Origin of the sequence: Staphylococcus delphini (genome assembly GCF_900636325.1) — a bacterium.
Lineage (GTDB): Bacteria > Bacillota > Bacilli > Staphylococcales > Staphylococcaceae > Staphylococcus > Staphylococcus delphini.
This window is the reverse complement of the sequence record NZ_LR134263.1, coordinates 2,407,239-2,421,800: the sequence shown is the minus strand read 5'-3', so window position 1 is coordinate 2,421,800 and position 14,562 is coordinate 2,407,239. Positions and strand designations below refer to the sequence as shown.

12 protein-coding genes are annotated in these 14,562 nt (G+C 42.3%); 9 read left to right on the top strand and 3 right to left on the bottom strand.

Going from position 1 to position 14,562, the window contains the following annotated elements; all coding sequences use genetic code 11:
• Positions 1–30: 30 nt before the first annotated feature.
• From EL101_RS11380 to EL101_RS11370, 3 genes are read right to left on the bottom strand one after another with little or no spacing between them, the layout of a single operon-like run.
• A complete protein-coding gene (locus EL101_RS11380; protein ID WP_096596573.1) occupies positions 31–1,029 on the bottom strand; it encodes a FecCD family ABC transporter permease in 999 nt (332 codons plus the stop codon).
• Positions 1,026–2,021, bottom strand: coding sequence for a FecCD family ABC transporter permease (locus EL101_RS11375; protein WP_096596574.1), 996 nt, complete (start codon positions 2,019–2,021; stop codon positions 1,026–1,028). The genes EL101_RS11380 and EL101_RS11375 overlap by 4 nt, the downstream gene beginning before the upstream one ends.
• A gap of 16 nt (positions 2,022–2,037) precedes the next feature.
• The gene (locus EL101_RS11370) at positions 2,038–3,021 is read right to left on the bottom strand and encodes an ABC transporter substrate-binding protein (RefSeq protein ID WP_019166238.1); all 984 of its coding nucleotides are present in this window, start codon (positions 3,019–3,021) and stop codon (positions 2,038–2,040) included.
• A gap of 236 nt (positions 3,022–3,257) precedes the next feature.
• Here EL101_RS11370 and sbnA point away from each other — a divergent pair, with 236 nt between their 5' ends.
• The 9 genes from sbnA to sbnI are packed head-to-tail and all read left to right on the top strand — an operon-like array spanning position 3,258 to position 14,440.
• Positions 3,258–4,235 (top strand): 2,3-diaminopropionate biosynthesis protein SbnA, encoded by a 978-nt coding sequence (gene sbnA, locus EL101_RS11365; RefSeq protein ID WP_096596575.1) that lies wholly within the window; start codon positions 3,258–3,260, stop codon positions 4,233–4,235.
• A 1-nt stretch (position 4,236) separates the two neighbouring features.
• Positions 4,237–5,247, top strand: coding sequence for a 2,3-diaminopropionate biosynthesis protein SbnB (sbnB, locus tag EL101_RS11360; protein WP_096540281.1), 1,011 nt, complete (start codon positions 4,237–4,239; stop codon positions 5,245–5,247).
• An 11-nt stretch (positions 5,248–5,258) separates the two neighbouring features.
• Entirely contained in the window at positions 5,259–7,034 is a 1,776-nt protein-coding gene (gene sbnC / locus EL101_RS11355) for a staphyloferrin B biosynthesis protein SbnC (protein ID WP_096596576.1), read from the top strand.
• Positions 7,006–8,268, top strand: coding sequence for an MFS transporter (locus tag EL101_RS11350; protein ID WP_096596577.1), 1,263 nt, complete (start codon positions 7,006–7,008; stop codon positions 8,266–8,268). The genes sbnC and EL101_RS11350 overlap by 29 nt, the downstream gene beginning before the upstream one ends.
• Complete coding sequence (locus tag EL101_RS11345; protein WP_096596578.1) at positions 8,255–9,973, top strand: IucA/IucC family protein; 1,719 nt, start codon at positions 8,255–8,257, stop codon at positions 9,971–9,973. Before EL101_RS11350 ends, EL101_RS11345 begins: the two co-directional genes overlap by 14 nt.
• Positions 9,957–11,711: a staphyloferrin B biosynthesis protein SbnF gene (gene sbnF / locus EL101_RS11340; protein ID WP_096596579.1), complete on the top strand. Its 1,755-nt coding sequence runs from the start codon at positions 9,957–9,959 to the stop codon at positions 11,709–11,711. The genes EL101_RS11345 and sbnF overlap by 17 nt, the downstream gene beginning before the upstream one ends.
• Positions 11,708–12,502, top strand: coding sequence for an HpcH/HpaI aldolase family protein (locus tag EL101_RS11335; protein WP_096596580.1), 795 nt, complete (start codon positions 11,708–11,710; stop codon positions 12,500–12,502). Before sbnF ends, EL101_RS11335 begins: the two co-directional genes overlap by 4 nt.
• Positions 12,477–13,679, top strand: a complete 1,203-nt coding sequence (locus EL101_RS11330; RefSeq protein WP_096596581.1) for a type III PLP-dependent enzyme — start codon at positions 12,477–12,479, stop codon at positions 13,677–13,679. Before EL101_RS11335 ends, EL101_RS11330 begins: the two co-directional genes overlap by 26 nt.
• Entirely contained in the window at positions 13,676–14,440 is a 765-nt protein-coding gene (gene sbnI, locus EL101_RS11325) for a bifunctional transcriptional regulator/O-phospho-L-serine synthase SbnI (protein ID WP_096596582.1), read from the top strand. The genes EL101_RS11330 and sbnI overlap by 4 nt, the downstream gene beginning before the upstream one ends.
• Positions 14,441–14,562 lie beyond the last annotated feature (122 nt).

Sequence of the window (14,562 nt, the reverse complement as noted above, 5' to 3'; positions counted from 1 at the left end):
TCTACAACCGTTTTTATGATGCCGTGACGTCTATAGTTTTTTGACGGTGAGTAATAAATAGATAAAGAATGGGGCGCCAAATGCTGCGATGAACACACCGGCTGGGACTTCTTTCGGTAAAAAGAGTGTGCGACCGATTAAGTCAGCCACCATAAGCGAAATGGCACCGATACAAGCGGTCATGATGAACTGTTTGACGGTACTTGTTCGAATTAGTGTTTTAGCGATATGGGGTGCAATCAACCCGATAAAGCCAATGTTCCCTACAAAACTAATGGCAACGGATACGAGTAATGTTGCAACGATAATTTGTAACAGTCGCGTTTGTTGTATATGTAGGCCAAGTCCTGTTGCGACAGATTCATTTAAAGCGGCAATTTTCATGCGTGGTATGATGACCCATAACAGCGGTGTCATCAAGAGCAGTGCGCCACATAAAATGAGACTGTCTTGAAAAGAGGCGCCGTATAAACTCCCAACGAGCCATGTATAAGCTTTAGAGGCCGAGAGTTGTTTGGTTGTAAGTAATAGGCCTTGTGTGACGCCCATGAGTACCGTTTGTAATGCGATGCCAATAATGATGAGTGTCGAGGGACGAATTTGATGGTTCATTTGAAATGACATCAAGATGAACATCGCGACTGTTCCTCCCGTGATGGCGAATAGCGGGAGAAGGTGAATGCTTAAATGACTAAACCATGTGATAAAGAGTACAGCACTTAAACTCGCACCCCCTGTGACCCCAATAATATCAGGGGAAGCGATAGGGTTTTTCAGGACATTTTGTAATAACAGTCCACTCAGACCGAGCGCTGTCCCTGCAAGAATCGCAAGTGTAATGCGGGGAAGACGTAAAACTTCTAACGTAAATTGATAAGCACTCGCATTCGGATTGATAAAATATGCGATGACATCTGAAAAACGAATGACGTCTGATCCGAACATCATGCTTAACAAACCTACGATGACAAGACTCATGAGGCCGATGCATAGATGGATATTGTCTTTAATATAGCGCTCATTTTTCATACACGGTAAATCCCCTTTTTCATAAGATAAATCAATACTAAAGCGCCCAAAATACCAGTAATAATGCCCACGGGTAGCTCTAGCGGTCGAATGATGACTCGCGCAACAATGTCCGCACTGATCATTAAACAAGACCCGAGCAATGCAGTATACGGAATCAATAACTGATAGCGAGGGGGCAGTATGAGTTTGGCAATATTTGGAATGATGAGTCCGACAAATACAATCGAACCGGCAAGTGCGACGGAACTTCCTGCGAGCACACTAATCATCAATACGATCACCCATTTGATGCGCTTTACATTTTGACCTAACCCTGTCGCAATCTCATCGCTTGTCATTAAAATATTGAGATGTGGCGCCATGAAAATTGCAGCAATGAGAAACAAAAGGATGACCGCCATCATCCACGGTATGTCCCAAATATTCCGCAACGATACAGAACCGCTCAGCCAAAATAATAAGCCTTGGAGATTCGTTTCGTTCATAATTAAAATACCTTGTGTAAAGGCAGTGAACAGCATTGAAATGGATGCGCCGGCAAGGATGACGCGTTGAGGTGAAAAACGCGCTTGTTTAAACATACCTAATCCGACGACAAGTATCGTGACGAGAATCGCGCCTACAAAAGCCATCACGACGAGTGCTTCAAATGAGTGAACACGAATCAATGTGATGCCCGTAACGATAAAAAAGACGGCTCCTGCATTGACGCCGAACAGTCCTGGTGAAGCAACCGCATTCCGTGTGAGCACTTGCATGAATAGACCTGCAACTGCAAGGGCAGCACCAGTGAGTAGGGCGATGATTGTTCGCGAAGCACGTGAACCTGTCACAAGGGTATGGACATCGTTTTGGCCGTCAAAGTGGAACAACGCCTGTATCAACTGAGGCAGTGATACAAGCGTGTTTCCAATCATTAGGCTTAAAAACGATACAATGACAAGACATGCACTTGCGATAAATAAGTGATGTATCGGTTTAAGCGACATAATGTAACTCCTTATGTTATTGCTTTTTAATATCGAGTTTTTCGTATAAATCGTCAATCAATTTAAGTGAAGATTGGTAACCCCCTGCTAAGTTCCAAGTGATTTCGTCTACACCATCAACGACATGTCCTTTTTTCACAGCGTCTAGGTTTTTCCATTCTGTACTTGATGTCCATTCTTGTTCAGTTTTTTGTACAAGGTCGGCATCTTTTGCTTTCGGATCTGATTTGAAAATGAAGATTTGGTCAGCATCCATCAACGGAATACTTTCTTTTGAAGTCAATTGAATAATGTCTTTCCCTTTATCTACTTCTTTTTGTTGTGCTTCAGGACGTTTAAATCCTAAATCTTGTAAAATATCTCCAGCGTAACCACCAGCATAAATACGTGTTTGGTCAGCACGGAAGTTCACAACAGAAGCTGAAATAGGCCATGCATCACCGTATTTGGCTTTAGCATCTTTTTGGAATGCTTTCACTTTATCATCATATTTTTTAAGTAATGATTGTGCTTCTTTTTCTTTTCCTAAAGCTTTCCCCATCATTTCAGTTGTATCTTTAAATTTATAAACAGTATCTGTCGTAATCGTTGGGGCGATTTTTGACAATTGATCATATACTTTTTCGTTTCTCACTTTAGAAGCAACGATAAGATCAGGTTTTAATTTTGAGATTTCTTCTAAGTTTGGCGCAGGTTCTTGACCGACATTTTTAGTGTCTTTCAAATCATCTCTGAGGTATTCAAATTGTGGTGCTTGTGTCCAAGATTCTACGGCACCCACTGGTTGAACACCTAAAGAAACTGCGACATCCGTTGCGCCTTGATATAAAGTTACCACACGTTTAGGTTCGCCTTTAATTTCAGTCGTTCCCATTGTGTGTTTAATTGTTGTTGTATCTCCTTTCTTGTCTGACGCTTCTTTGTGACTTGAATTGCCACACGCAGATAAGACGAGTAATAAGACTAAAGGTAAAACGAGTAGCTGTAAAAGTTTATTCATGAGATTAACTTTCCTCCTATGTATCATCGGTATTTTCAAAAATAATGAGAATCATTATCAATTAAAGTATGTCGAATTTCAAATCATAAGTCAATAATAATTTTATCTTTTCAACAAAAATTATAAATATTTGACTTATAAATTGAATATCAATATAATGCCACCATAACCGATAATGATAATCATTCTCAGTTATAAATATTTCATCTCAATTCGATACAAGGAGGTCGTCGTTTTTGGTTAAAAATGAAGCAGCATATGATTCGTTATTATCTTGTATTGGCCAGACGCCTATCGTACAACTGCAACGGTTATTTCCTGAACATCGTGTGTTAGCAAAATTGGAATATATGAATCCGGGTGGCAGTATGAAAGATCGTCCAGCCAAATTTATTATAGAGCGTGGGTTAGCGACTGGAGAAATTAACGCATCAACCCATTTAATAGAAAGTACATCAGGCAATCTCGGCATTGCATTAGCGATGATTGCAAAAATTAAAGGATTAAAGCTGACATGTGTGGTCGATCCTAAAATTTCACCAACGAACTTGAAAATGATTGAAAGTTACGGTGCCAACATCGAAATGGTGGATGAACCCGATGAGCATGGTGGCTATTTGATGACACGTATTCAGCGCGTCAAAACATTGTTAGCAGAAACAGAAAACGCCTATTGGATTAATCAATATGCGAATGATTTAAATTGGCAAGCGCATTACCACGGTGCCGGTACAGAAATTGTTGAAGCGGTGAAAGAACCGATTGACTATTTCGTTGCTCCTGTGAGTACGACAGGTAGCATTATGGGAATGAGTCGCAAAATTAAAGAGCATCATCCGAATGCGCAAATTGTCGCTGTGGATGCGAAAGGGTCGATTATTTTTGGTGATACGCCATGTGATCGAGAATTGCCTGGAATTGGAGCCAGTCGTGTGCCAGAAATCTTAAATGCGGCTGAAATTGATGACGTGATACATATTGACGATTATCAGTCTGCATTAGGATGTCATCAATTAGTGGATCAAGAAGGCATTTTTGCAGGAGGTTCGACTGGTGCGATTATCAGTGCCATCCAACAACTTACGCAAAAGGTTGAGCCTGGTGCTACTATTGTGACGATTTTGCCGGATAGAGGCGATCGCTATTTAGATTTAGTGTATTCAGAAAAGTGGTTCGAACAATTAAAAAATAAACAAGAAAGTGAGACTTATTAATATGAAGCATCCATTATTGTATTTAAATCGTACGGACATTGAACAAGCAGGAGGGGCACAGTCACAAATTTATGTTGATGCATTAACAGAAGCATTAACGGCACATGCGAATCAAGATTTCGTCCAACCGTTGAAACCTTATTTACGTCAAGATGCTGAAAAGGGTCATATCGCCGACCGTATTATTGCGATGCCAAGTCATATTGGTGGTGAACATTCAGTATCTGGAATCAAATGGATTGGGAGTAAACACGACAACCCTTCAAAGCGTCAAATCGAACGTGCTAGTGCGGTGATTATTTTAAATGATCCAGAAACGAACTACCCGATTGCGGTCATGGAAGCAAGCTTAATCAGTAGTATGCGTACAGCAGCTGTTTCAGCGATTGCGGCACGTCACTTAGCACGACCAGGTTTTGAAAACTTAACGATTATTGGTTGCGGCTTGATTGGTGACAAACAGCTCCAAACAATGCTTGAACAGTTCGATCATATTCAAAAGGTGTATTTATATGATCAATTTGAAGCAGCATCACAAAAAATGATTGAAAAGTGGTCTGCACAACGACCAGATATGACATGGGTTCAAGCGCAATCTGCACGTGAAGCTGTTGAAAATGGTGATGTAGTCATTCCATGTACAGTGACGGATCAACCGTATATCGAATACGACTGGTTACGTCAAGGCGCTTTCGTCAGCAACATTTCGATTATGGATGTGCATAAAGAAGTGTTCATTAAAGCAGATAAAGTTGTTGTAGATGATTGGTCACAAAGTAATCGCGAAAAGAAAACGATACATCAACTCGTTCAAGACGGTTTATTCAGTCGAGAACAGTTGCACGCTGAACTTGGACAACTTGTGACAGGTGAGAAGGTCGGACGTGAACATGACGATGAGATTATTTTATTAAATCCAATGGGCATGGCGATTGAAGACATTGCGAGTGCATACTTCATTTATCAACGTGCGCAAGCTGAAAATATAGGCACAACATTAAGTCTTTATTAGGAGTGGCATAGATGGTAAGCGAACACGAACACAATGTAACGCGTGCACAACAATACATATTAAAAGACCTTGTGGATGCGTTATTATTTGAAGATTTAGGTGGCATTGCATCAACGAGTGAACGATTAACGATACAGCAACAGACGTATTTACGTTATGAGAAGAAGGGGATTGTGTTGCTCATTCCGGTTTATTTCAGTGGTCTGAATGTGTATCGCTTTAATGGAGAGGCAGTGTTCCACATTGAAAGTAAAACGTGTATGCCTTTGACAGTGCATGAATTGTGGGAATTATTTGTCACAATGAATGCAGATTTAGCGACTGAGTGGGCACATGCGCGCTTTGCAGAGGGATTGGCGGCAGCTGTAGCCGAGTTAACGGCACAATATGACGGATTTAAAGCGAGTGAACAGCCATTCATCTTGTCAGAACAGCTTGCCAGTTTGAAAGACCGACCTTTTCATCCGGTCGCAAAAGAAAAGCGAGGATTGTCAGCAGAAGATTATGCTGTGTATCAAGCGGAATATCATCAACCATTAGCTGTGCACGCTGTTGCAATTCGAAAGTCACATGTCATACAAGGTAAAGGGGTGACAGACAAGCAGTACGCACAGTTTTGGGGTGACACATTGCTTCGATGTCAACAAGCGCTCATTGAGAAAGGGTGTGACACCGCAGACTATGTCATTTTTCCGGTACACCCTTGGCAATACGAACATGTCTTGCCGGTTCAATTTAGCGCAGAAATCGAACAAGGTATCGTCGTCTTGCTTGATGTGACGATGGGACAATACCTCTCTTCTTCATCTATGCGTACATTGATACCATTAGACGCACCGTTCACGCATTTAAAAGTACCGTTTGCAATGCAATCACTGGGTGCGTTAAGACTCACACCGACACGTTACATGAAAAATGGTGAAGCAGGAGAAGCGTTATTGCGTGATATTATCGCTCAAGATGCGTCATTGAACGGTCGTGTGAAGTTATGTGACGAAACGGTGTGGTGGTCATATATGAATGAAGCACAAGATATTTTTCAAGATCAATCGGGACACCTCACTATGCAGTTACGATACTACCCTGAGTCTGTAAAAGATGCACAGTTGGTCACTTCGATGGCGGCACTTGCTGCACATGAATCGACACTCTATGAACGCATTTTAGAGACGGACCATCCAACGACCGAACAAATTAATGCATTGTTTGAACAAGTGAGCGATGCATTTTTACAGATGACACTCGTATTGATGAAATACGGTGTGTTGCCTGAATTGCACGGTCAAAATGTGTTAGTTGTCTTTCGAGAAGGGCGTGTGGCGGAATTTGTATTGCGTGATCATGATACGGTCCGCATTTTCCCAGAGTGGTTAACAGCACAAGGTTTTGAACTGCCGAACTATGCAGTGAGAAAAGACACACCGAATACACTATTAAATGAAGATATTGAAACATTTTTTGCTTATTTTCAAACGTTAGCAGTGAGTGTCAATTTGTATGCGATTGTCGATGCTTTAGTCGATGTATTTAAAGTATCTGAAGCGGAATTGATGACACAGTTGAGACAAACGATGCAACGTCACATCGATACAATAGATTGGTTGCCTGGGACATCTGAAGAAGTAAAACGTATTATTTTTACGCACGACACATGGCCATTCAAACGCATTTTACTGCCATTGTTACATCAACGTGGTGACGGTGGTGGAAGTATGCCATCGAGTATCGGCCGTGTCCCCAATCCAATGAAATGGACAGATGATCATAGAACAAACGTGGCGACGTAATTTCAGAACGCTATGGCTCGGTCAGTTTATGGCCATAGCGGGTCTGACCGTGTTAGTTCCATTACTTCCAATCTATATGGCGTCTTTAAAACAGTTGAACGTTTTTGAAATTCAGTTGTGGAGCGGGATTGCCATTGCGGCACCTGCCATCACAACGATGTTAGCTTCTCCGTTATGGGGAAAGCTCGGTGACCGACTGAGCCGAAAATGGATGGTGTTGCGTGCACTGTTCGGCTTAGGGCTATGTCTCTTATTAATGGCTTTTTGTACGACACCGTTTCAATTTGTACTCGTACGCTTGTTACAAGGCTTGTTTGGCGGTGTGGTCGAAGCTTCGAGCGCATTTGCGAGTGGTGAAGCCCCGGAATCTGAGCGTGGCGCGGTACTCGGTAAATTACAAAGTGCTGTGAGTGCCGGCTCTCTCGTAGGTCCACTGATTGGCGGTGTGCTCGCGACAGTGCTCGGTTTTCAAGCGCTCTTATTCTTAATTGGCCTTATCACTTTGTTGATGAGTATTCTGGGCGTCTTTTTCTTAATTGAAACGACACATACACACGCGAATACAGCACAGCCACAAGTTAAAAAAAGTGTGCGTCAATCGATAAAATGTTTGTTATGTACGCAACTGACTTGTCGCTTTATCATCGTCGGCGTATTAGCAAACTTTGCGATGTACGGCATGATGACTGCTTTAGCCCCATTAGTAAGCACCGTCAATCATCTTCACATTGATGATCGTGCGGCAGTCGGTATTTTACAGTCAGCGTTTTGGACAGCTTCGATGATGAGTGCACCTTTTTGGGGTTACTTCAATGATAAAGCTTATGTCAAAAATGTATATATTATTGCGAGTATTTTATGTGGCATCAGTGTGCTTTGGCAAGGTGTGGCGACAGACTTGTGGATGCTAGGAATCGCACGTGTGTTACAAGGTTTAACTTATAGTGCGCTCATTCAAAGTGTCATGTTTGTCGTTGTGAATGCGAGTCACCACCAACTGAAAGGGACGTTTGTAGGCTCGACGAATAGCTTCTTAGTAGTCGGTCAAATCGTTGGTAGTTTGAGTGGTGCAATGGTGACAAGTTATACCGCACCGGCGACGACATTTATCCTGATGGGCGTGATTTTCGCATTGAGTAGCACACTATTATGGACTTCACATATTAAAAATCAAAAAATCAACCCAATATTGACGGGTTTTTGGGAGGTTAAAGAGCAACGTGCAAAACTTTAAGATGAACAAACGCGCGGAACATGCTGCGTTAGAACGACTGCTCAATATTTATTTTAGAGAAAAAGGTTGTAGCCCTAAAAAAGAAGGAACGTCTCAATGGCACATCGCTTTAAAAGAGGATTTGACGTTACGTGGCAAGTTGCGCTATGTCTCATCAATGGGGCATCACATGTATGATTCAGCGGTTTACTTAGAGAGTATCGGCCATGTATCGCAATTGACACCCCTTGAGGCGATCAGATATTTGCTTGAAGCGATTGCGTACGATGAAACTTCGCCGACTGAGACAACGATAGTAGAAGCGGTTTATCAAGATATATGTAACAGTATTTCACGAACAACACGTTATCTCGATCAAGCGAGACGACATGCACCACCACATCAGAATCATTATATCGCATCAGAACAATCACTTTACCTAGGTCATCCTTTTCATCCGACGCCGAAAAGTGCTACAGGCTTTACTGATGAAGATATTGAACAGTATGCACCTGAATGTCATGTTGCGTTCCAACTGCATTACTTAGCGGTGGATCCGGCTCTATTAGTCGAACGTTACGTGCCCAATTATGAAGCGCGCATTGATGAAACGGTGCGTCAACTTGCACAAATTAAGGAAGATGAGTATACCGCAACCTATCGTTTACTGCCAGTCCATCCTTATCAAATTGAAGTGCTCAAACAACAGCCGACGATTCAGCAACATCTCGCAAATGGTACAATTCAAGACTTAGGGCAACGTGGCCATGTCGTTTATCCGACGTCATCTGTGCGAACAGTATTCGTAAAAGCGTTGAATATTTATTTGAAGTTGCCGATTCAAGTGAAAATTACGAATTTTGTGAGAACAAATGACTTCGAACAAATTGAAAGAACGTTGGATGCGGCAGAAATTGTAGCGGCGATCAAGCCAGAATATGAAACGGCGACATTTAAATTGATGTTTGAACAAGGCTACCGTGCATTGCAACCAGATAATGATGCTGCGATAGATATTTTAGCCAATAGTGCGATGATTGTGCGTGAAGGCATTGAACAGTACGAATCATTAGAAGAAATTCACGTCTTAGCAAGCTTGTTTGAAACGATGCCAGATGAGCCGACGTCAAAATTAGGTCAAGCTTGGTTGCGCAGTGGACTATCTCATGAAGATTGGCTGACAATGTATTTAAATCAAGTCATTTGGCCAATGTTGAAATTATTTGCGGACACAGGGATTAGTCTCGAAGCACACGTCCAAAATACACTCATTGCGCTAGAAAAAGGGCGTCCAACAGTGTGTTATGTGCGCGATTTAGAAGGCATTTGCGTTTCTGAACGTATTGCGACAGCACAAGGGATGATTCCGCATCAAATTAGTGCAGACAGCCCGGTCGTGTATACGCATCATGAAGCGTGGCACCGTTTTAAATATTATGTCATTGTGAATCATTTAGGCCATCTCATTTCTACGTTAGGTAAAGCAACAGGTGATGAAGCCCTGTTATGGCAAACCGTTAATCGCACATTGGAAACGTGGCAAGAACGTGCAGAAGGGCATGATGTGTTAATGCAATGCTTGGAAGATTTACGTTATAATCCGACATTTGCTGCGAAGGCGAATTTGATGAGTAAATTACAAGAACGCGGTGAAGACCCGATTTATATTAAAATTCCTAACCCGATTAGTCAGGAGGAGGACAGTATTTATGAAACAACTGATTGAACAAGTGAGGCAACGTATCATGCAACAGTTGGTCACGTCACTCATATATGAAGACGTGGTGCGTTATGAACAGTTCCCGCACGATGATGATGAGTGTGATACGTTCGTTATTGAGGGTGAAACCGCGACGTATCGTGTGCAACTGCAACAGTCCGATAGTTTTGAACGACTCAGGCTCATCTCTCCAGTTTGGCGTATTGCAGATGGGGAGGAAGCGGTCACTCTTGACTATGCGCAACTGTTACGAGAAATGCGTTTTACATTTGATAAAGATGAACAAAAATTAGAAGACTTTATCATCGAATTATTACAAACCGAACTCAAAGACACGCAAGCGCAACGTTATCGTGCTCAACAATCACAGATGTCATTAACGACATTTGATGATTATGAATCGTATGCCATGGAAGGTCATATGTATCACCCAAGTTATAAATCACGTCTCGGTTTTACACTGGACGACAATGCACGCTATGGTCCGGATTTCCGACCGTCATTTCAACTGCAGTGGATTGCGATTGCACCAGATCACATGGAAACGACGGTATCCGCGAGTGTCAATACAGTAGCATTGCTTCAACGTCAACTCGGTGCAGAGACGTTAGCAGCATTTGAAAAGACACTTCAACAACATGGACACTCACTTGAAACGATGGTGCTCATCCCGGTACACCCGTGGCAGTTTGCACATGTCATTCAAGTCGAATTTGCGGAAGCATGGATGCATGGAGAGATGTTATGGCTTGGGACAAGTGACGAAATGTATGTGCCGCAACAGTCTATTCGAACACTCACACCGACCGATCGTAACAAATATTATTTGAAAACACCGATCAGTATTACGAATACATCAACAAAACGTGTGTTAGCCCCTCACACGATTGAAAATGCCGCACAAATTACGGATTGGTTAAAACGTATTCAGTCAAAAGATACGTATTTACAACAAAGTTTAAAGACGGTATTTCTAGGTGAAGTATTAGGTCATGCGTATCACAATCCGACCTTGTCCGAGGTAAAACAACAACGTATTTATGGAGCGCTCGGTGTTATTTGGCGTGAAAATATTCATCATTATTTAGCATCGCATGAGTCAGCGATTCCATTTAACGCTTTATATTCAGTAGATGCTGACGACCGACCGCTCATTGATGCGTGGATGTCAAAATACGGTGCAGAACAGTGGATGGCACAATTTTTCAGTGTCGCAGTGACGCCGCTGATTCATATGTTGTATAACCACGGCATTGCGTTTGAGTCGCACGCACAAAATATGATGTTAATTCATGAAAATGGCTGGCCGACACGTATTGCATTGAAAGATTTCCATGACGGGATTCGCTTTAAGCCGAGCTTGTTAAGTGAGATTGCACAAAACCCGCAATTACGTGATACACCTGAAGCGCATCGTAAAGTGAACCGCAACTCATTTATCGAAACAGACGATGTCGATCTCGTTCGTGATTTTCTACATGATGCCTTTTTCTTTATTAATATTGCAGAAATCATTGACTTTGTTGCACGTCAATATGAGTTAAAAGCGTCAGAACAGTGGGCAATGGTCCGTACAGTCATTGAACAGTACCAACAGCAATTCCCAGGTCTTGAAAATTATAGACACTTCGATTTATTCGTACCGACCATTCAAGTGGAAAAATTGACGACACGCCGTTTACGCGAAGATGTGGCATTACGTCTTCACGAAGTACGCAACCCGTTGAGGAGGTCTGAAGTATGACATCATTATCACTGAAACGTAACTTAGCAGAAGGAAAAGTACAGTATGGATTGATGAATTCGATTCCGGATCCACTCGTCATCGAAATCATTGCTGCAAGTGGTTATGATTTTGTCGTTATTGATACGGAACATGTTGCAATTAACGATGAAACGTTAGCGCATATGATTCGTGCTGCTGAGACGGCCAATATTATTCCGATTGTCCGCGTGACGGCTGCAATTGAACGCGACATCATTAAAGTGTTGGACATGGGTGCCAAAGGGATTGTGGTCCCACATGTGAATGACCGTGAAACAGCAGAACGGATTGTGAAGTTAAGTCGTTATTACCCACAAGGCATGCGCAGTTTGAATGGCGGACGCGTCGCACGATTTGGCGAAATGCCTTTAAAAGAAGCGATGGTTGAAGCAAACGCATCGATATGTGTCATCGCAATGATAGAAAATATGCAGGGCGTCCGCGCAATTGATGAAATTGTGCAAGTAGCAGGTTTGGATATGGTCATTGAAGGTGCGGCTGATTTATCCCAATCACTCGGCATCCCTTGGGAAACAAGTCATGATCAAGTTCAACAAGCGATTCAGCATGTTTACACGACTACGGCAACTGCAGGCAAACAGTTTTGCGCTTTGCCGCGAGATGACCAACAAGTGCAACGATGGCAACAGCAAGGCGTCCAATGTTTCCTCATGGGCGATGACCGCGGGAAACTGTATCGTCATTTAAAACACAATTTAGCACAGGTGAAAGAGGTGACGGTTCATGACGGCGATTCATACATTAGTTAAACAGCTCAAACAACAAGGCTCGCTCTGCCATTTTATTTATGATATGGACGCCCTACGACAACATCTCGAAACGGTGACATCACAGCTCCCTGACAATTGTGAAATGTACTATGCAATGAAAGCGAACAGTGAGTCTGAGATTTTAGCCGCGATTCAGCCGCATGTCGCTGGCTTCGAAGTGGCGTCAGAAGGTGAAATCACAAAAGTGTTGGCACATACGACAGCAGAGCATGTCATTTTTGGTGGACCGGGAAAGACTGACGAATCTTTACAATACGCGATTCAACAAGGGATTCGACGCATTCATGTTGAAAGTTTATATGAATTAGAGCGTTTAAATGCATTGCTTGAACAAGAAGATGCGACCATGTCTATTTTGTTGAGAGTGAATTTAGCCGGACCTTTTCCAGCTGCGACGTTACATATGGCTGGTCAACCGACACAATTTGGTATTGATGAAACCGAAGTCGACACTGTCATTGCAGCAGTGCAAAAGATGCCACGTGTTCAATTAGAAGGCTTTCACTTTCATTCGATTTCTAACAACTTAGACGCCGCCTTGCATTTACAAGTGATGACGTTATATTTCCAAAAGGCAAAAGCATGGGCAGCACAACATGGCCTTACATTGCAACATCTGAATGTAGGTGGCGGTATCGGTGTGAATTACGCGGACTTAAATGAACAGTTTGACTGGACGTATTTCACGACAGAACTGGCTGCTTTAATTGAAGAAGAAGGTCTACAAAATATAACCATCAACTTTGAATGTGGTCGCTACATGGTGGCACATATCGGCTATTACGTAACCGAAGTATTGGATATTAAACGTGTGCATGGCGCATGGTTTGCTATTTTAAAAGGGGGCACACAACATTTCAGGCTGCCTGTCTCATGGCAACATAATCATCCATTTGAAATATTGCTGCTAGCTGAACAGTCAAATCAAATTGCACCGAGAACGCTTGAACAACAGGCAGTGACGCTCGTCGGTCAATTGTGTACCCCTAAAGATGTGTTTGCTAAAGCGGTGGAAATCCCGGCACTGTCTACAGGTGATGCAGTCATTTTCACATATGCCGGTGCGTATGGTTGGTCAATTTCACATCACGACTTTTTAAGCCATCCGCATCCACAATTCATTTACTGGTCAAGTGAAAAGGAGGGAGAATCATGAAACAGATTTACGACACATTGCAACTGATTCCTGTCGACAAGATTGACCTCCACGAAGCATTTGAACCGAGTCGATTAGAAAAAACGAAGGAGAGCATTGCTAAAGAACAGCATTTACGTCATCCTGTGCTCGTCGTTAAAACATTATTTGGTCGCTATATGGTCATTGATGGTGTGCACCGATTTATGAGTTTGAAAGCGCTAGGCTGTGAAGTGATTCCAGTACAAGTGATTCAACGCACACAGTATTCCATTGGCAGTTGGCATCATAAAATTCCACATGGCGCATGGTGCGAGGGGTTAACGGATGAGGTACTCTTACCGTGGACGACAGAAGTTCGCGACGAAACCCCTTTTATTACGATGTGTAATCAACAGACAGAACATTATTTATATGCAGCAGATTTAACAGCAGATAAACTGGATGTTTGGAAAAAGGTTGTGAACAGTTACAGTGCCAGTTGCAACGTTGAACGTGTGCCACATAGTGCCTGTTTGTGTCTCGATAGCAATGACATCTTAATGAAATATCAGCCTCTTCAAATTGGTGAAATTGAAGCTGTTGTACAAAGAGGTCAAACTGTACCAGCGGGTGTCACGCGTTTTAACATTGCAGGGCGTTGTTTAAATTTACAAGTCCCGCTCCATTTATTGAAAAATAGCAATTTAGCCAATCAGGAACAGTGGCATACATTTTTACAGAAGAAAATTGAAAGCATGCGTTGCTATACTGAAAAGATATATTTAATAGAAGCAGAATAAAACGCATCATCGTTGGTATTGATATGAAGTAAAAAGGCTGGGGAACAATGACGTTTTCCCAGTTTTTCTTGTTACTTTTTGTTGAGAAACGATTCATTGAAATCTCGCCCTTTGAGATGCAA